The 17,714-nt window shown below is 64.1% G+C and carries 14 protein-coding genes and 5 pseudogenes; 16 read left to right on the forward strand and 3 right to left on the reverse strand.

The genetic code is table 11. The annotated features are described in order from the left end of the window. Positions 1–633: 633 nt before the first annotated feature. The 9 genes from AC0L2Y_RS22880 (at position 634) to fni (ending at position 10,747) form a co-directional block, all read left to right on the forward strand. Positions 634–1,836, forward strand: a complete 1,203-nt coding sequence (locus AC0L2Y_RS22880) for a cytochrome P450 (protein WP_473559638.1) — start codon at positions 634–636, stop codon at positions 1,834–1,836. Between the two features lie 94 nt (positions 1,837–1,930). After that, complete coding sequence (locus AC0L2Y_RS22885; RefSeq protein ID WP_473506284.1) at positions 1,931–3,220, forward strand: cytochrome P450; 1,290 nt, start codon at positions 1,931–1,933, stop codon at positions 3,218–3,220. Position 3,221: 1 nt separating this feature from the next. Continuing rightward, positions 3,222–3,530: a ferredoxin gene (locus tag AC0L2Y_RS22890; RefSeq protein WP_473506282.1), complete on the forward strand. Its 309-nt coding sequence runs from the start codon at positions 3,222–3,224 to the stop codon at positions 3,528–3,530. Then, positions 3,517–4,362 (forward strand): SDR family oxidoreductase, encoded by an 846-nt coding sequence (locus tag AC0L2Y_RS22895; protein WP_473506316.1) that lies wholly within the window; start codon positions 3,517–3,519, stop codon positions 4,360–4,362. The genes AC0L2Y_RS22890 and AC0L2Y_RS22895 overlap by 14 nt, the downstream gene beginning before the upstream one ends. After that, positions 4,362–5,705 (forward strand): cytochrome P450, encoded by a 1,344-nt coding sequence (locus AC0L2Y_RS22900; protein WP_473506280.1) that lies wholly within the window; start codon positions 4,362–4,364, stop codon positions 5,703–5,705. The genes AC0L2Y_RS22895 and AC0L2Y_RS22900 overlap by 1 nt, the downstream gene beginning before the upstream one ends. A 154-nt stretch (positions 5,706–5,859) precedes the next feature. After that, positions 5,860–6,858 carry a polyprenyl synthetase family protein gene (locus tag AC0L2Y_RS22905; protein ID WP_473506314.1) on the forward strand — a complete coding sequence of 333 codons (999 nt, stop codon included), beginning with the start codon at positions 5,860–5,862 and terminating at the stop codon, positions 6,856–6,858. Positions 6,859–7,162: 304 nt separating this feature from the next. Next, positions 7,163–8,713 carry a hypothetical protein gene (locus AC0L2Y_RS22910; protein WP_473506278.1) on the forward strand — a complete coding sequence of 517 codons (1,551 nt, stop codon included), beginning with the start codon at positions 7,163–7,165 and terminating at the stop codon, positions 8,711–8,713. Then, positions 8,710–9,612 (forward strand): terpene synthase family protein, encoded by a 903-nt coding sequence (locus AC0L2Y_RS22915; protein WP_473506276.1) that lies wholly within the window; start codon positions 8,710–8,712, stop codon positions 9,610–9,612. Before AC0L2Y_RS22910 ends, AC0L2Y_RS22915 begins: the two co-directional genes overlap by 4 nt. Before the next feature lie 85 nt (positions 9,613–9,697). After that, positions 9,698–10,747: a type 2 isopentenyl-diphosphate Delta-isomerase gene (gene fni / locus AC0L2Y_RS22920; RefSeq protein ID WP_473506274.1), complete on the forward strand. Its 1,050-nt coding sequence runs from the start codon at positions 9,698–9,700 to the stop codon at positions 10,745–10,747. 623 nt (positions 10,748–11,370) lie between these two features. Here fni and AC0L2Y_RS22925 read toward each other — a convergent pair. From AC0L2Y_RS22925 to AC0L2Y_RS22935, 3 genes and pseudogenes are all read right to left on the reverse strand, one after another. Continuing rightward, positions 11,371–13,056, reverse strand: a complete 1,686-nt coding sequence (locus tag AC0L2Y_RS22925) for an NAD(P)/FAD-dependent oxidoreductase (protein WP_473506272.1) — start codon at positions 13,054–13,056, stop codon at positions 11,371–11,373. A 264-nt stretch (positions 13,057–13,320) separates the two neighbouring features. Further along, positions 13,321–13,386 (reverse strand): isopentenyl transferase family protein, encoded by a 66-nt coding sequence (locus AC0L2Y_RS22930; RefSeq protein ID WP_473559656.1) that lies wholly within the window; start codon positions 13,384–13,386, stop codon positions 13,321–13,323. Positions 13,387–13,492: 106 nt separating this feature from the next. Beyond that, positions 13,493–13,714 (reverse strand): annotated as a pseudogene (locus AC0L2Y_RS22935) (transposase); the annotation flags it as partial. Here AC0L2Y_RS22935 and AC0L2Y_RS22940 point away from each other — a divergent pair. The 7 genes and pseudogenes from AC0L2Y_RS22940 to AC0L2Y_RS22970 all read left to right on the forward strand — a co-directional run. Then, positions 13,707–13,904, forward strand: coding sequence for a hypothetical protein (locus AC0L2Y_RS22940; protein WP_473559640.1), 198 nt, complete (start codon positions 13,707–13,709; stop codon positions 13,902–13,904). The pseudogene AC0L2Y_RS22935 and the gene AC0L2Y_RS22940 sit on opposite strands and share 8 nt — an antisense overlap. 147 nt (positions 13,905–14,051) lie before the next feature. Beyond that, positions 14,052–14,599, forward strand: a pseudogene (locus AC0L2Y_RS22945) (recombinase family protein). Beyond that, positions 14,596–15,024, forward strand: coding sequence for a hypothetical protein (locus AC0L2Y_RS22950; RefSeq protein ID WP_473506271.1), 429 nt, complete (start codon positions 14,596–14,598; stop codon positions 15,022–15,024). The pseudogene AC0L2Y_RS22945 and the gene AC0L2Y_RS22950 overlap by 4 nt, the downstream one beginning before the upstream one ends. A 237-nt stretch (positions 15,025–15,261) precedes the next feature. Continuing rightward, positions 15,262–16,677, forward strand: a pseudogene (locus AC0L2Y_RS22955) (DUF4158 domain-containing protein); the annotation flags it as partial. A 26-nt stretch (positions 16,678–16,703) separates the two neighbouring features. After that, complete coding sequence (locus AC0L2Y_RS22960; protein WP_473482450.1) at positions 16,704–16,844, forward strand: hypothetical protein; 141 nt, start codon at positions 16,704–16,706, stop codon at positions 16,842–16,844. Continuing rightward, positions 16,786–17,076, forward strand: a pseudogene (locus AC0L2Y_RS22965) (ISNCY family transposase); the annotation flags it as partial. The gene AC0L2Y_RS22960 and the pseudogene AC0L2Y_RS22965, both read left to right, overlap by 59 nt. Before the next feature lie 222 nt (positions 17,077–17,298). After that, positions 17,299–17,714: pseudogene (locus AC0L2Y_RS22970) on the forward strand (DUF2958 domain-containing protein); the annotation flags it as partial.

Raw genomic sequence — 17,714 nt, forward strand, 5'->3', positions numbered from 1 at the left:
TTTCCGGTTTGCCCCCGGGCTCTTACACTAACCCGGAAACACCGCCGGTCGGATGACGGATATCTCTCCGGTTTTCCCTCTTTTCAACCCAGGTGCCTGCCGCTCGTGGAAATGAGTTTTGGAGGTAGCGCTCAGCGAGGAGCCGCGCTCCGGCGCGGAGCGCAAGCTCGCGGCAAGGAAGAAGCCGATACGCGCTGGCAGACTTTGATTATAGGCCCACAAGATCACACACCAATCACACTTAACCTCGCTTGAACGGGCCAGGCCGCCGAGGTTCGTTGAGACGCTCTGTACGACACCGCCGGTGGTCAAACCGCTGCAACAGATCCTTCACATCAATTTACAAGATCTTCACGATCCCCAGCCGTTGACAATGGTACGGTCACCGCAAGCCTGAGGTCCGGCACGGCTAACAGAAGTAATGCCGAATACCCTCGGACCGCCGCACAGCACGCAACATCGGGTTAACAGCAATGGTAAAGAAGAGCGCTCATCTTGGTTGAAGGTCATTGGGGTATTGGTCTGCTATACGTCCAAGCGGCTCAGTGTCTTGGTCTTCAACGTCATTCGCTGCCCGCAGCGCCTGCCGGTCACCTTCCGCCCTTTCCATCGCTTAGAGAGTGAAGTGCCACCATGTCCGAACAACCCTTGCCGACGCTGCCGATGTGGCGCGTCCATCACATCGAGCCCTCGCCCGAGATGTTGGCGTTATGCGCCAATGGCCCGATCCACCGCGTGCGCTTCCCGTCCGGACACGAAGGCTGGTGGGTGACAGGCTACGACGAGGCCAAGACGGTGCTGTGCGACGCGGCATTCCGGCCCGCGGGAATGCCGCCGGCGGCATTCACCCCGGATTCGGTGATTCTCGGTTCGCCGGGGTGGCTGGTCTCGCACGAGGGGGGCGAGCATGCCCGGTTACGCACGATCGTGGCGCCGGCCCTCAGCAACCGCAGGGTGAAGCTGCTCGCGCAGCAGGTCGAGGCGATCGCCGCGCAGTTGTTCGAGACGCTAGCGGCCCAGCCCCAGCCCGCCGACCTGCGGCGCGACCTCTCCTTTCCGCTTCCGGCCATGGTCATCAGCGCGCTGATGGGCGTGCTCTACGAGGATCACGCCTTTTTCGCCGGGCTGTCCGACGAGGTGATGACGCACCAGCATGAAAGCGGCCCGCGCAGCGCGTCGCGCCTGGCCTGGGAAGAATTGCGCGCCTACATTCGCGGCAAGATGCGGGACAAGCGCCAGGATCCGGGCGACAACCTGCTGACGGATCTGATCGCGGCGGTCGACCAGGGCAAGGCAACCGAGGAAGAGGCGATCGGCCTGGCGGCGGGCATACTGGTGGCGGGGCACGAGAGCACTGTCGCGCAGATCGAATTCGGCCTGCTGGCCATTTTCCGCCATCCGCAACAGCGCGAACGCCTGGTTGGCGATCCGTCCCTGGTGGACAAGGCGGTGGAGGAAATCCTGCGCATGTACCCGCCGGGCGCGGGCTGGGACGGCATCATGCGCTATCCGAGGACCGACGTGACCATCGCGGGCGTGCGTATTCCCGCGGAGAGCAAGGTGCTGGTCGGCCTGCCGGCGACGTCGTTCGATCCGCGCCATTTCGACGACCCAGAAATCTTCGACGTCGGACGCGACGAAAACCCGCACCTGGCGTTCTCCTACGGGCCGCACAACTGCATCGGCGCGGCGCTGGCCAGGCTGGAACTCAAGGTGGTGTTCGGTTCCATCTTCCAGCGCTTTCCCGCGCTACGCCTGGCCGTGGCGCCCGAAGAACTGAAGTTGCGCAAGGAGATCATCACTGGCGGGTTCGACGAGTTCCCGGTGCTCTGGTGATGCGCGGACGCCGCCGGGGATCACGATCTTCTCCGCAATTTGCCGGCGCGCCTGGCGCGCGCCGGTCTGATCAGCCAGCCAACAGGTAACCAGGATGGACGTGCAAGAAACCACAGCAGCATGCCGGGACGCCTTCGCCGAACTGGCGTCGCCAGCGTGCATCCACGACCCGTATCCGTTCATGCGGTGGTTGCGCGAGCACGATCCGGTGCATCGCGCGGCGTCGGGCCTCTTTCTGTTGAGCCGCCACGTCGATATTTACTGGGCGCTCAAGGCCACCGGCGATGCGTTTCGGGGACCGGCGCCGGGCGAACTGGCGCGCTATTTCCCGCGTGCGGCGACCAGCTTGTCGCTCAATCTGCTGGGGTCCACGCTAGCGATGAAGGACCCCCCGACGCATACGCGGCTGCGCCGGCTGATCTCGCGCGATTTCACCATCCGCCAGATCGACAACCTGCGGCCGAGCATCGGGCGCATCGTCGCAGCGCGCCTGGACGGCATGGCGCCCGCGCTGGAGCGCGGGGAGGCGGTGGATTTGCATCGGGAATTCGCGCTGGCCTTGCCCATGCTGGTTTTCGCCGAACTGTTCGGCATGCCCCAGGACGACGTGTTCGGGCTCGCCGCCGGCATCGGCGCCATTCTGGAAGGCCTGAGCCCGCACGCCAGCGATCCCCAGCTCGCCGCGGCGGACGAGGCCAGCGCCAAGGTGCAGGCCTACTTCGGCGACCTCATACAGCGCAGGCGCACCGATCCCCGCCACGACATCGTGTCGATGCTGGTCGGCGCACACGACGACGATGCCGACACGCTGTCGGATGCGGAGTTGATCAGCATGCTGTGGGGCATGCTGCTGGGCGGCTTCGCGACCACTGCTGCGAGCATCGACCATGCGGTCCTGGCGATGCTGGCGTATCCCGAACAGCGGCACTGGCTGCAGGGGGACGCCGTGGGCGTTAAGGCATTCGTGGAAGAAGTCCTGCGCTGCGACGCGCCCGCCATGTTCAGCTCCATTCCGCGTATCGCCCAGCGCGACATCGAACTGGGCGGCGTGGTGATTCCGAAGAACGCGGACGTGCGCGTGCTGATCGCGGCCGGCAATCGCGACCCGGACGCCTTCGCCGATCCCGACCGCTTCGATCCCGCGCGGTTCTACGGCACCAGTCCTGGCATGTCGAGCGACGGGAAGATCATGCTGAGCTTCGGCCACGGCATCCACTTCTGCCTCGGTGCGCAACTGGCCCGGGTGCAGTTGGCCGAGAGCTTGCCGCGGATCCATGCGCGCTTCCCCACGCTGGCATTGGCCGAGCAGCCGACCCGGGAGCCCTCCGCGTTCCTTAGGACGTTCCGCGCGCTGCCGGTGCGGCTGCATGCGCAGAGGGGCTGAGATGCGCGTCGTGGTCGACCAGGATCTGTGCGGAACCACCGGCCAGTGCGTGCTGACGCTGCCGGGCACCTTTCGCCAGCGCGAACCAGACGGCGTGGCCGAAGTGTGCATGGCGACGGTCCCGCCGTCGCTGCACGCGTCCGTGCGGCTCGCGGCCAGCCAGTGCCCGGTCGCCGCCATTCGGGTGATCGAAACCGACGCTGGCCATGGCGAGCGCGCCAGCGCCGACCCTGCGCCTTCTCCGGCGGAAACCGAGCGGCATGCCGCGAAAGACCAACGCAATCCAGAAGGACACGATGAGACGGTTTGAAAGCAAGGTGGCCGTGGTGACCGGCGCCGGCGCCGGCATTGGCAAGGCATGCGCCCTCGCCATCGCGCGCGAGGGCGGCAGAGTGGTGGTGGCCGACATTGATGGCTCGGCGGCCCTCGCCTGCACCGCGCGGATCGCGGCCGAAGCGGGCCACGCGCTGGCCCTGGCCATGGACATCGCCGATGCCCAGGCGGTGGCAGCGCTGTTCGAGACGGCGGAGCGGCACTTCGGTGGGGTCGACCTGCTGGTGAACAACGCGAGCGCCATGCATCTGACCCCGCGCGACCGCGCGATCCTCGACCTGGACCTGGCGGTATGGGATCAGACCATGGCGATCAATCTGCGCGGCACGCTGCTCTGCTGCCGACAGGCCATCCCACGGATGATCGCCCGCGGCGGTGGCGCGATCGTCAACATGTCGTCGTGCCAGGGGCTCAGCGGTGACACCGCGCAGACGTCCTACGCCGCGTCGAAGGCGGCGATGAACATGCTGTCGGCCTCGCTCGCCACCCAGTACGGTCATGCGCAGATCCGCTGCAACGCGGTTGCGCCGGGTCTCATCATGACCGAGCGTCTCCTCGCCAAGCTGGACGAGCGCATGCAACGGCATCTGCGCCGGCACCAGCTCCTGCCGCGCGTCGGCCGCCCCGAGGACGTGGCCGGGCTGGTGGCGTTCCTGCTCTCCGACGATGCTGCGTTCATCACCGGCCAGGTCGTGTGCATCGACGGCGGCATGCTGGCGCATGTGCCGACGTACGCCGACGGTGGCAACAGCCGCGCCGTGCGGCCTGCCGGCGACACCGCCGAAGCGGCCGCGGCGCCGCGCTGCTGATGGACATGCTGCTCAACCCGCTGAACCGTCGGCATCGGCTGCGGCACAACATCCCGGTCGTGCCCGGCGCTTTCCCCCTGGTCGGGCATCTTCCCGTCATCGTCTGCGACCTGCCGCGCCTGCTGCGGCGCGCGGAACGGATGCTGGGCAGCCACTTCTGGCTGGATTTCGGCCCTGCCGGACACCTGATGACCTGCACGGATCCAGATGCGTTCGCACTACTCCGGCACAAGGACGTGTCCTCGGCGCTGATCGAAGAGATCGCGCCCGAATTGCTTGGCGGAACGTTGGTCGCCCAGGACGGCGGCGCGCACCGGCAGGCGCGCGATGCGATCAAGGCGGCGTTCCTGCCCAAGGGGCTGACCCAGGCCGGCATCGGCGAGCTGTTCGCGCCCGTCATCCTAGAGCGGGTGCAGGCGTGGCGCGACCGCGGCGTCGTCACCATCCTGCCCGAAACCGGCGACCTGATGCTCAAGCTCATCTTCAGCCTCATGGGGATCCCCGCGCAAGACCTGCCGGGATGGCGTCGCAAGTACCGGCAACTGCTGCAGTTGATCGTCGCGCCCCCGATCGACCTGCCCGGACTGCCCTTGCGGCGCGGCCGCGCCGCCCGCGACTGGATCGACGCGCAGTTGCGCCAGTTCATCCGCGACGCGCGCTCGCATGCCGCGCGCACCGGGTTGATCAACGACATGGTGAGCACCTTCGATCGCAGCGACGATGCGCTCTCCGATGAGGTCCTGGTCGCCAATATCCGCTTGCTGCTGCTTGGCGGTCACGACACCACCGCCTCGACGATGGCCTGGATGGTGATCGAGCTGGCGCGGCAGCCTGTGCTGTGGGACGCCCTGGTCGAGGAGGCGCAACGCGTGGGCGCGGTGCCGACCCGGCATGCGGACCTGGCCCAGTGTCCGGTCGCCGAGGCGCTGTTCCGGGAGACGCTGCGCGTGCATCCGGCGACCACGCTCCTGCCGCGCCGCGCGCTGCACGAATTGCAACTCGGACAACGGCGCATTCCCGCGGGCACCCATCTGTGCATCCCGCTGCTGCATTTCTCGACCTCGGCGCTGCTGCACGAGGCGCCTGATCAGTTCCGTCTGGCGAGGTGGCTGCAACGCACGGAGCCTATCCGGCCGGTGGACATGCTGCAATTCGGTACCGGCCCACACGTCTGCATCGGCTACCACCTGGTATGGCTGGAAATGGTGCAATTCTGCATCGCCTTGGCGCTGACCATGCACAAGGCCGGGGTGCGGCCGCGGTTGCTGAGCGGCGTCGAAAAAGGCCGGCGCTATTACCCGACCGCACATCCGTCCATGAAAATCCGCATCGGATTCTCATGAGCCGGCATCGCATGCCCCGTGTGGCGAGGCAGCGGCTCCGGCGACGCGCGGCATTGCTTCACTCGGTGCGTGCGCTCGGTGCGACGCCGGCAACACCGCGGCGGCTCGCCGCCCGGCGTGGCCGTCTCCTATCAGGTACAAGGACATGAACATCATGCAGACCGGTTCCACGCTACACGACGACCGAACCGGCGTTTCCGCGCTCGGCGGATCGGGCGCGCAGGCGCGCGGCGCATCCGGCAGGCTGCTGCCGGAGATCTGGATGCAGGACGGCGCAAAGCGGGTCGAACAGGCGCTGGCGCGTCTTCTCTGCGCCGAAGGCGACAGTGACACCGAGCTGATGGCGGGGATGCGCTACGCCACCTTGCATGGCGGGAAGCGCACGCGCGCCTTGCTCTGTCTGGCTGCCGGCGCACTGGCCGACACGCCGGCGCACATGCTCGACGACGTCGGCGCCGCCATCGAGATGATGCATGCCTGTACCCTGGTCCACGACGACCTGCCCGCGATGGACGACGACGTGCTTCGCCGCGGCATTCCGACCGTGCACGTCAAGTTCGGCGAAGCCACTGCGATCCTGGTCGGCGATGCGCTGCAGGCGCACGCCTTCCTGACCCTGGCGAGCCTGGATCCGCCGGGCGACAACCGTGTCGCGCTCGTGCGCGAACTGGCGCAGGCGGTGTCCGCCGAGGGTGCCGCAGGCGGGCAGGCCATGGATCTGTCGCTGGTCGGAAAGCACGTTGAGCTGGACAGGATCGTAGCGATGCACCGGATGAAGAGCGGAGCGCTAGTGCGCGCGTCCGTTCGCATGGGCGCGCTATGCGCCATCGCGGAGGATGCCGCGCACGCTGCGCTGTACTGTGCGCTCGATCGATACAGCGCCTGTTTCGGCTTGGCGCTGCAGGTGGTCGACGACATTCTCGACGCGACCGCGGATACCGCGACGCTGGGCAAGACCGCCGGCAAGGACGCGGCGGCGCAGAAGCCGACCTGCGCGTCGATCATGGGGCTGCGGGCAGCGCGCCAGTTCGCGCTGGATCTGTTGCGCGACGCGGGGGAGGCCATTGCCCCGCTCGGGCCGCGTGCGGAACGGTTGGCGCAGATGCTGCAGCGGGCCAACGCGTATCTGTTCAAACACGCGCCATGCGCATGAGCGCGCCCGTGCGCATGGAGTCGCCCCTGTGCCGCTGCGATCGCCGGCGGCAGCGGTGCATGCTGCACTGCGTCCAAGTCCGCGGCGCCGATCGCAGCGGTTGCCCAGCACGCCCGCGGCGCATGCGGCGCGCTGCGCGCGAGCTTCTGCGGCGGACCGGCGCCAGCATCGGGGCGCGTCGCCGCGCCGGAGAAGGGAGGCCGTCCGGCGCTGCCCATGCGCCGGGCCGCGACGGGGCCGCGGCGACGTGCGGCGTCTGCCCGATCCTGGTTCTCGTCAATCCTCTGCAGAAGGAACATCCCGCGTGGATGCGCTGTCCGAACAGATCCTTTCCGAATTGCGCCACCTGCTGAGCGAGATGAGTGACGGCGGCAGCGTCGGTCCGTCCGTCTACGACACGGCGCGAGCTCTGCAGTTCCACGGCAACGTCACCGGTCGGCAGGACGCATACGCGTGGCTTATCGCGCAGCAACAGCCCGATGGCGGATGGGGAAGCGCGGACTTCCCGCTGTTCCGCCATGCGCCCACGTGGGCGGCGTTGCTGGCATTGCAGCGTGCCGATCCTCTTCCCGGCGCTGCCGACTCAGTCCACGCTGCAACCCGGTTCCTCGAGCGCCAGCCCGATCCCTACGCGTATGCGGTGCCGGAAGACGCGCCGATCGGCGCGGAGCTGATCCTGCCGCAGTTGTGCGGCGAGGCTTCATCCCTGCTCGGCGGCGTGGCGTTTCCGCGCCACCCGGCGCTGTTGCCGTTGCGGCAAGCGTGCCTGGTCAAGCTCGGGGCGATGGCGACGTTGCCGAGCGGCCATCCGTTGCTGCACTCCTGGGAAGCCTGGGGGACGTCGCCGACCACTGCATGCCCGGATGACGACGGCAGCATCGGCATCAGTCCGGCGGCCACCGCCGCGTGGCGTGCGCACGCCATGACACTGGGGAGCACGCCGCAGGTCGGGCGCGCCGACGCGTATCTGCAGGCGGCATCGCGGGCGACTCGCAGCGGCATCGAAGGTGTCGTTCCCAATGTCTGGCCGATCAATGTGTTCGAGCCATGCTGGTCGCTGTACACCCTGCATCTGGCCGGGCTGTTCGCGCATCCCGCGCTCGCCGAAGCGGTGCGCGTGATCGTCGCGCAGCTCGACGCCCGCCTGGGCGTGCGCGGTCTGGGCCCGGCCTTGGACTTCGCGGCCGATGGGGACGACACCGCCGTTGCGTTGTGCGTCCTGCGCCTTGCAGGCCGCGACCCGGCGGTCGATGCGTTGCGCCATTTCGAAATCGGCGAGCTCTTCGTCACCTTCCCCGGCGAGCGTAATGCCTCGGTGTCGACCAACATCCATGCCCTGCATGCGTTGCGACTGTTGGGAAAGCCCGCCGCCGGCGCCAGCGCCTACGTCGACGCCAATCGCAACCCGCACGGTCTATGGGACAACGAAAAATGGCACGTTTCTTGGCTGTATCCCACCGCGCATGCGGTCGCTGCGCTGGCGCAAGGCAAGCCCCAGTGGCGCGACGAGCGCGCGCTGGCGGCGCTGCTGCAGGCGCAGCGCGACGACGGCGGCTGGGGCGCCGGTCGCGCGTCCACATTCGAGGAAACGGCTTATGCGCTGTTCGCGTTGCACGTGATGGACGGGAGCGAAGAGCCGGCAGGGCGCCGGCGCATCGCGCAGGCGGTGGCGCGTGCGCTGGAATGGATGCTCGTCCGCCATGCGGCGCATGCATTGCCGCGGACGCCGCTGTGGATCGGCAAGGAACTGTATTGCCCCACCCGGGTCGTGCGCGTGGCCGAACTCGCCGGGTTGTGGCTGGCGCTTGGTTGGGGGCGGCGCGTCGTAGCCGAGGGAGCAGGAGCGGCGCCATGATCCAGACCGAACAGGCGCTGCAGCAGGTGCTGGAATGGGGGCGTTCCCTGACCGGGTTCGACGACGAGCATGCCGTTGAGGCGGTCAGGGGCGGCCAGTACATCCTGCAGCGCATCCACCCGAGCCTGCGCGACACCAGCGCCCGCACCGGCCGCGATCCGCAGGACGAAACGCTGATCGTGGCGTTCTATCGCGAACTGGCGCTGCTGTTCTGGCTCGACGATTGCAACGACCTTGGCCTGATCGCGCCGGAGCAGCTCGCCGCGGTGGAGCAGGCGCTGGCGCAGGGCGTGCCGTGCGCGCTCCCCGGATTCGAGGGCTGCGCTGTGCTGCGCGCTTCGCTGGCCGCGCTCGCCTACGATCGTCGCGACTATGCTCGGCTTCTCGATGATACCCGGTGCTACTGCGCGGCGCTGCGCGCCGGACACGCGCAGGCGGCAGGGGCGGAACGCTGGTCCTACGCCGAGTACCTGCACAACGGCATCGATTCGATCGCCTACGCGAACGTGTTCTGTTGCCTGTCGTTGCTGTGGGGGCTGGACATGGCGACCTTGCGCGCGCGTCCGGCGTTTCGCCAGGTCCTGCGGCTCATCTCCGCGATAGGGCGCCTGCAGAACGATCTGCATGGACGCGACAAGGACAGGTCGGCCGGCGAGGCCGACAACGCGGCGATCCTGCTGCTGCAGCGCTATCCGGCTCTGCCTGTGGTGGAGTTCCTCAACGACGAGCTGGCCGGCCATACGCGCATGCTGCACCGGGTGATGGCGGAAGAACGCTTTCCCGCGCCGTGGGGACCGTTGATCGAGGCCATGGCGGCCATCCGCGCGCAGTACTACCAGACCTCGACCAGCCGCTACCGCAGCGACGCTGCGGGGGAAAGCCAGCGTGCGCCGGCCTGAACGCGCGGGAGGCGGCGGCGAGCCCGCGCTGCCGGCGGTCCGATCCGACGCAACGCCGTCGCCCGATGGGACGGATGAAGCGAGCATGAGCGACACCGCCCTGAGCCGGCGCAAGGACGACCATCTGGACATCGTGCTGGATCGGCGGACGGCGCCGGCCACGGGCGCCGCCGGCTGGGAGTACATCCGTTTCGAACACTGCGCATTGCCCGAGTTGGACCTGACGCAGATCGACCTGCGCGCCTCGCTGCTGGGCAAGACCATGCGCGCGCCGCTGCTGATCAGCTCCATGACCGGCGGCATGCCACGCGCCGAGGCCATCAACCGGCATCTGAGCGAGGCAGCGCAAGCCTTGGGGATCGCCATGTGCGTCGGTTCGCAGCGCGTGAGCCTGCAATCCCGCAACTCCCTGGGGCTGACGCACGCGCTGCGCCGCCTGGCCCCAGACATTCCCTTGCTGGCCAATATCGGCGCCGGGCAACTGCGCGAGGCCGACGGCCTGGACCTGGCGCGCCGGGCGGTGGATGCGCTGGAGGCCGACGGACTCATCGTCCATCTCAATCCACTGCAGGAAGCGGTACAGCCGGAGGGCGACCGCGACTGGCGCGGCGTCCTGGCGCAGATCGCTCGCGCCGCGCGCAGCGTGGGCGTGCCGATCGTGGCCAAGGAAGTGGGGGCAGGCCTGTCCGCCTCGGCGGCCTGTGCGCTCGTCGAGGCGGGCGTGGTGGTGATCGATGTCGCCGGCGCCGGCGGCACCAGTTGGGCCGCGGTGGAGGGCGACCGCGCCCGCGATGCCGCCGACCGTGCAGTGGCGATGGCGTTCGCCGATTGGGGGATTCCGACCCCGGCCAGCATGCAGGCGGTACGTCGGGCGCTGCCAACGGTGAAGCTGATCGCGTCGGGCGGGATCCGCGACGGCGTCGACGTGGCCAAGGCCATCCGCCTGGGCGCGGACATCGCCGGGCAGGCGGCCGGCGTGCTGCGCGCGGCGACGGTGTCCACCGAGGCGGTTGTCGCGCATTTCGAGATCGTCATCCGCCAGTTGGCCGTCGCCTGCTTCTGCACCGGCTCGGCTGATCTGGCGGCGTTGCGTCAGGCGCGCTTGTTGCCCTCGGCGCATCTGCCCGCCGGTTGATGCCGGCGTCGCCCGCACCTGGCGGCGAGCGCCTAGGCTAGCAGGCTGCTGAAATAACGCCACGATAGACTACTGATCCACCTTAGCGAGGCGGTTCGATGCAAGGGAGCGACGTGTTCATGGAGCAGCTGTCCACGATGAAGCGGTGGAGGGTCAGTCTTCTCTCGCTCTCCACGGTGACGTCAATGATGAAGTTGCCAGGCGATGAGAACGTGCAATTATGCTATGCTCCCAAAGCACAAGATGCGCAGAGCTCTGCAGGCAAGCGGTCTGTAGACTGACGTTCCAGTCTGCCCTTTTATGCGACTTTGACCCGTAGCAGCTAAGTTAAAATGTCCGGATCTGGCAAAGTAGGAATGTCGCTCCTGCTCGTGTTGCCAATCTCTCGCCTTCGACAGCACGGGAGATTTGCAGGTTTGGGACGCTTCCTCCTCACGGCAACCGCCGGCCCAAAAGGCAATGAACTTACGGCATCCTGGTCAATCGTTCGGTTTGTAGGAGAGTGCCTCGATGCCTTTGCCAAAACCCGGCGCGGTTCAAGTATTTGATTGCAAATCTCCTCGAGTGTGGACGTTGCAAACATTTAAGAAGCCTTTTCTAAAGAACGCTAAATTTACCGGTTCTCAATATCGATAAGCGGAATTCATCGAATCAATAGGGTTACCGCTCAAGAGCTGGCCGCCACTGCTGCGGATAACAGCACATGCGGCATTCAAGCCCGTTTGTACCGCGCCCTCGACCCACCCGCCGGTAAAGGAGCATCCACATCCTGCGAGATACAAGCCCGTGTCTTCTTCCGGTCTTTTTGCGGTAGCGAATTGAAAAAATAACCGTTCTGAATAGATGTCTTCACCAGGATAATTGAGCTTGAAGGCACCTACTGAATATGGATCCATCAGCCAATCGTGCTGCAGGACATGACGTTCATAGTCACCGTTAGCCGGGACTAGATGACGGGCGAAATCAGGGGAAATGGTGGCCAGATCATCGACCAGACGCTGGCACCGTTCCTTTTTGTCCAGAATGGAAAGCATTTTGTTAGCATCATCTTCCCATGTATAACTTAACAGCACCACGCCCTTACCATCCGGATCATCTGGCTGATAGTCTAGGCAGTAAACCGCTCTGGCAAGGCCATCTGACAAGATGGTTGTCGGCGAGCCCTTTTTTAACCAGAACTTGTTTTCCGTCAGCATAAACAGCTTGGAAGAGCCGGTAAGGTGAGTTTCTCTGACCGCTCGCAAAACTTCGTTAGTAAGAAAGGTTCCATCCGCCGTGAGACGATGGGCCAGCTCCATAGCTCGATTGCTGGTAGTGACGATGACGCGGTCAAAAGGCACGACCTGCCCTCCTGCGCATGTCACGAGAATCTGACCGCCCTGTTTGTAAATACGGCTTACATGACCGTAGCGGACACGCTGCCGCAAACTCACACCGTTAAGCTCCTGTTCAGCCAACCGTTTCACCAACAGGGAGATCCCTCCCATAATCAGGCGCTGATCGTCCTCGTACCCGTTAATTACTAGACGCAGCATCTCAGTAAACGCGGCTTGGTACACAGGTAAAAAGCCTCCAGATCCAATCCCCAGCGATCCGAAAAGCTCAAAATCTTCCGGCCTTTTCCAAGGTACGCGCCCTGGTGGCTGCGGTCCGGTAAAGATGGTGACGAGGGCCGAATAGAAGGAGATGTCGCGAAACGAATCTAGCCAGGCCTGCCATGCGTCACGAGCTTGGTCAAAGCGATGCGACCGAAGCAAAGTTGTGATCTTCGCCGGTGCGGGCAGTTGAATCCCTTCGTGCACGTAACCGTCGCTTATCAAAGCCTGCCATCCTTGATGAACGCGTCTGAACAGTGGCGGCGGAGACTCGCCGGCCTGCCATAAATGACGCGCACCTCGATAGTGCACCTCGGTGTCCACGATGCCCGGATCGGGGAAGGAAGCTGCGGTATCTATCCTCAATTTGTCCAGATAATGGAACAGGCAGGTTGCGCTGGAAGGAAAGCGCATAGCGCCCATCTCGGCAATGAGATGCGGTTCGCGCGGGTCGAAGATTTGTGACCAAGCCCGCCCACCCATACGATCCCGCGCCTCAAATAGCACGATGTCCGTTATTCCGGCGCGCAAAAGTTCAGTCGCCGCCACCAAGCCACTGATGCCGGCGCCCACAATTCCAACCCGCGGGCGCCGGCTGTTTTGAGCAAAGCTCCCAATACCACCTTCAGACTCGCTCAATCGCAAGAACGGTCCATAATCATACAGAAGATCGATACTCGGCAATGAATTTCTTGCGATGGTATTGTTCAGCATACCGCTCTCCGGTGATAGCTATATTTCTTGAGATCTAGTGTGGCCGCCCTCAGAATGCCTCCCCCGTTAAATTGGAACGCTGGCCACAGCATAACAATTGCTGCTCACCGGAGGCGCAATTAACGGTGTGTATTAGAAGAGAGCTTGCCAGCTTCTGTACTTAGTAATAACAATTACTGCAAACGCATCTCGCTAATCGGCGATTGACGCAATATTTATTTGGATAAGAATGGATTTCTCAGCCAAAAATACATCGCGTTCCTCTCATATGGGGAAGTCGCTCTCCTGCCACTGAGCATGTTCCAAATACTCGCGCGCGATATCTTCTATTAGTGCTTGCTAACGATCACTAGTATCTATTTCTTTCTATCACTCAATTCCCACTCATTGAATTAATATTACGTTTCATATGTAATATAATACGCTTCCTCACTGATCAGAACCCATTTGTCCATTCTCTTCGGCCGATGGACATGATGCGCCAAGGCTGGTTTTCGAGCTTGCGCCAAGCATCGCAGCAATGGGCGACGATATCGTCATAGGATTTGAAGATGCGGTTCGACAGCCAGTTTTCGCGCATGACGAGCCAGAGGTTTTCGACCGGGTTGAGCTCCGGTGATTTCGGCGGCAGTGGCAGGATGGTGATATTCGTGGGCACGACGCCTGGCGTCCTTTCCGGCAAGCAGCCTTTGGTTGCTTCCATCGACGGCTATATCACTTTGGGGGGCGAGGATGAGGCAGCTGACTACGTCGACGAAAACGGCCAGGCCTGGCAGGCCACGCCCGGTGCAGTCGCGTGGGTGGCGGAGGTTACCAGAAAGCTGAAACCACGACGACGGCGTAACTGACCGCCGGAACCGATGGGCGTGTTCTAATTTGGGTATACCCGGCCTGAACACCCGCCATGAACACGTCGCAACCGGAAAGCCTGTTTTGGGCTCAATCGTCGTTATGAACAGAGCATCGCGCCGGCACACCCAAAATGAACAGCTTGCATGACCCGCATTGGATATCGCCCGCACCTCCACCACCGACCAGAACCTCGCCGGGCAGATCGCCGCGCTCAAGGCCGCCGGCTGCGAGGTCATTCGCGAGGAGCAGAAGAGCGGCTCTACCCTGGAAGGCCGTCCGCAACTCAACACCATTCTCGACTTCATTCATGCTGGCGAGACGCTTGTCGTCACCCGGATTGACCGCCTGGCCAGATCGCTGCGCGACCTGCAGATGATCGTGGACAAGCTCAAGACGAAGGGCGCGCATCTCTCCGCGACAGAACAACCTGTCGATACGTCGACCGCCGCCGGTAAGGCCTTCTTTGACATGCTTTGGTGTCTTTGCCGAGTTCGAGACCAATCTGCGGCGCGAGCGCCAGGCGGAGGGAATCGCTGCCGCCAAGAAGCGCGGCACATACAAGGGCCGGCCGCCGAAAATCGACCGCGACGCGATCCAGCAAAGGCTTAAACAGGGTCAGGGCCCAACACAAATCGCCCGCGATCTCGGCGTCTCACGCGGTACTGTCTATCAGGTGAGGAAGGGCAAATGACGAAGGGCAGGCTCATAACCCGTCTGACGCCAGCGACATGCGAAGAGATCCAGACCCGCATGCTCGAAGTCTGCCAGAAGATCGCTGAGGACCATGGCCTGGTCATCGAGGGCGCCGGATGGCACGGCACGGATACCGGCTTCTTCTTCGAGCCCGTGTTCCGCGTCAGCATTCCCGCTTCCGACGGCACCGCATTCAATCTCGAAAAAGACAGGTTCGAGTTCTTGGCAGAGCAATTCGGATTGGCCCCTTCGGACTTCGGACGCGAGTTCCGCACCGGAAGCGAACGGTTCCGGATCACCGGCATCGATCCAAAGCGGCCACGCTACCCGATCTCCGCTGAGCGAATTCCCGACCGCAGAGGGTTCAAATTTGCCGCCGAAAACGTCGCCATGCTCCTCCAAGCCAAGGAGAACAAGCCGTGACGTTCTCGGATCGTTCCGCAAGTTGGCCAAAATCGCATATGTGGGGTCAGAACAAGAGCTGCTCAAAATCGTACGCTAAGGGCGAACGAGCATGAACTGAGCTTGCTTGGTCTCACGATTGCCGGGGCGCGACGTCTGATCCCAGTGGATACCGTCGCAGCAGAATAGCTGCTGTTTCCACATCCAGTCTGCTCGGCAACATTCAGCGGCAGTTGGTGTTGTGTGCGGAGTTGAGCAGTGGCCAGGCGCAAGATTCTCAAAGCTCCGGATCGACGGGAGCTTTTCGATATTCCGGCTGATGAGGACAGCCTGATCCGACACTATTCATTGTCCGCGGCTGATCGCCTCGAGATCGACCTGCGCAGGCGCGAGCACAATAAGCTCGGCTTCGCTGTTCAGCTTTGCGTGATGCGACATCCAGGTCGGGTGCTGGCGGCAGGCGAAATTCCGCCCGGCGCGATGCTGAAATATGTCGCCGACCAGATCGGCGCCGATCCCACTGTGTTCACAACCTATGCCCGCCGGGAAGAAACGCGTCGCGATCACATTGCGCGCCTGATGATCTGCCTCGGCGTCAGAAGCGCGACAGCTCAGGATCGTCGCGCCGCGCTGTTGACGGCAGTGGAGGCGGCCGCGATGTCCGACAGCGGCGCTTCGATTGTGAATGCCATCGTTGCCACGCTGCGAGAACGCGGAGCACTGTTGCCCGCGGCAGAGATCATCGAGCGAATGGGTCTTGCGGCTCGTGCCATAGCTCGCCGCCGCGCGGAGGAAGCGCTTATCGAAGGTCTGGCCCCTGAGAAGCTGCAGGCGCTCGACAAGCTGCTCGAGGTTGATGCGGCGATCAGTCAGACCCGCTTCCATTGGTTGCGGTCGGCGCCGGAAGCGCCCGCGGCTTCAAATCTGATAGGACTGACCGAGCGGATTGCATTCCTGCGCACGCTTGGAATCGATCCCGGTTTACGGGCGCGCGTGGCTCCCGGGCGGTGGGACCAGATGGTCCGTGAGGGCAATTCCACGCCGGCGTGGCTGGCCAACGACTTCAACGCGAGCCGTCGTCACGCCCTGATCGTCGCGCAGGTGATCAAGCTCGGCGAGAAGCTAACCGATGACGCCGTGACGATGTTCATCAAGCTGATCGGACGGCTGTTCTCCCAGGCGCACAGCCGCAAGAAACGGCGGCACATGGACCATCGGACAGATACCTCCAAGGCCCTGCGTCTTTTCCTCGATACGATATCGGCGCTGCAATCGGCCAACGATAGGGGTCAGGACGCACTTGAGGTGGTCGATCAGAAGGTCGGTTGGCACCGGCTGCTTCGGATGAAGCCGGAGCTTGCAGCAATGGTCGAGGAAAATGAGGCATCCCCGCTGGTCTTGGCGGCCGAGCAGCATAGTGGCGTCATCAAATATGCGTCGGCGTTCCTGGCGACCTTTGCGTTCCGTTCAGCGCGCCGCCACGACTCCTTGCTCACAGCCATTGCGATGCTCCGAAGGCTTCATTCGGAGGGACGGGGTGCACTGCCCGAGCGTGTTCCGGCCAGCCATCTCAGTCCAACCGATCGGAAACTGATCTTTGGGCAGCAGAAGCCTGATCGCCGGCTCTATGAGATCGCCACGCTCGCCGCATTGCGCGAGCGCCTTTGCTCGGCGTCTCGGCCAGGCAAGTCCAGCGGCTAATGAAGACGTTTCAATCTGAAGGCGCGCCGGCTCTTCGCCACAAGGCGCGTGGCCGTCCCTCCAAGAACCGCATTCTTGATGGCCCTGTGCCGCAAGGAGGTCCGCACGCTGACGCAGGCTCTGACGCTGCGTTACGATAAGGTGATGTTCATTCTCCACCCGACCGAATTGGCGAAGAAGCTTGCCTGCAAGAAGGTGGTCGTCTGCGACTATGCTGATGGCCGTCTCGAGATCATGCATGAGGGTGTCGCCCTGCCCTACAGAGCCTTCGATGAGCTGCGCTCGGTTCACCGTTCGGCGATCGTCGAGAACAAGCGGCTGGACGCCGCCCTGGAGATGGTTGCCGAGATGCAGGTCGGCCGCGAGTCGCGCGCTCCCGTTGTGGCCGTCCCCACCGCCATGCGACATTCTACTTTGCTGGCGCCGCGACATTCGAACTTGGTTGCAACATCGCGCACAAAGCATGACATCGCCAGATGCCGGGCCGGTCCGAATTCGTTACGTTGAGGTAAGCACCACGCCGCCACCGGACGATTGCGAGCGGGCTAGCGATGGAGGCGCGGTGGCCAGCTCTCGATCAGGCTGGTCGCGGCCTTGGTTGCCCATCTCAATGACATCGGATCGTACTTCCCCCTGTCGCGCGCGAAATACGCCCATCCCGTCATCGAGACGAAACGAGATCCTCTTTCACCTTCCTGCAGAAATGACGCCCGCCTGGAGCGCCATCACCAAGCGAATTGCGTTGCCCGCGAGGTTGAACAGCCCGAGCTTGATCACGAGCCCGTCGTGAAGCTTCTCCTGCCAACCGGGCGCGCGACTTGGCTCTTGACCGAGTTCGACCGCGAACCCGGAGTCGCCGTCGGTGTTGCGACCTTGGCATGGGATGGCCGGAGCTCGGCTATGTAGCCCGGTCGGACCTCGACAGCTTGCCCAGGCCGTTCGGCAGGCCATGTCCTCGCTTACCTGCTCGGCAACGAGCCCCGGTCAATTCCGGCAGTTCAGTCAACTTT

The organism is Mesorhizobium sp. WSM4830, from assembly GCF_055811495.1.

Coding starts and splice junctions, on each gene's coding strand:
- AC0L2Y_RS22900 (WP_473506280.1), top strand. CDS start 4,362: ATGGACATGCTGCTCAACCCGCTGAACCGTCGGCATCGGCTGCGGCAC.
- AC0L2Y_RS22915 (WP_473506276.1), top strand. CDS start 8,710: ATGATCCAGACCGAACAGGCGCTGCAGCAGGTGCTGGAATGGGGGCGT.
- AC0L2Y_RS22880 (WP_473559638.1), top strand. CDS start 634: ATGTCCGAACAACCCTTGCCGACGCTGCCGATGTGGCGCGTCCATCAC.
- AC0L2Y_RS22905 (WP_473506314.1), top strand. CDS start 5,860: ATGCAGACCGGTTCCACGCTACACGACGACCGAACCGGCGTTTCCGCG.
- AC0L2Y_RS22925 (WP_473506272.1), bottom strand. CDS start 13,056: ATGCTGAACAATACCATCGCAAGAAATTCATTGCCGAGTATCGATCTT.
- AC0L2Y_RS22885 (WP_473506284.1), top strand. CDS start 1,931: ATGGACGTGCAAGAAACCACAGCAGCATGCCGGGACGCCTTCGCCGAA.
- AC0L2Y_RS22950 (WP_473506271.1), top strand. CDS start 14,596: ATGACGAAGGGCAGGCTCATAACCCGTCTGACGCCAGCGACATGCGAA.
- AC0L2Y_RS22890 (WP_473506282.1), top strand. CDS start 3,222: ATGCGCGTCGTGGTCGACCAGGATCTGTGCGGAACCACCGGCCAGTGC.
- AC0L2Y_RS22960 (WP_473482450.1), top strand. CDS start 16,704: ATGAAGACGTTTCAATCTGAAGGCGCGCCGGCTCTTCGCCACAAGGCG.
- AC0L2Y_RS22895 (WP_473506316.1), top strand. CDS start 3,517: ATGAGACGGTTTGAAAGCAAGGTGGCCGTGGTGACCGGCGCCGGCGCC.
- fni (WP_473506274.1), top strand. CDS start 9,698: ATGAGCGACACCGCCCTGAGCCGGCGCAAGGACGACCATCTGGACATC.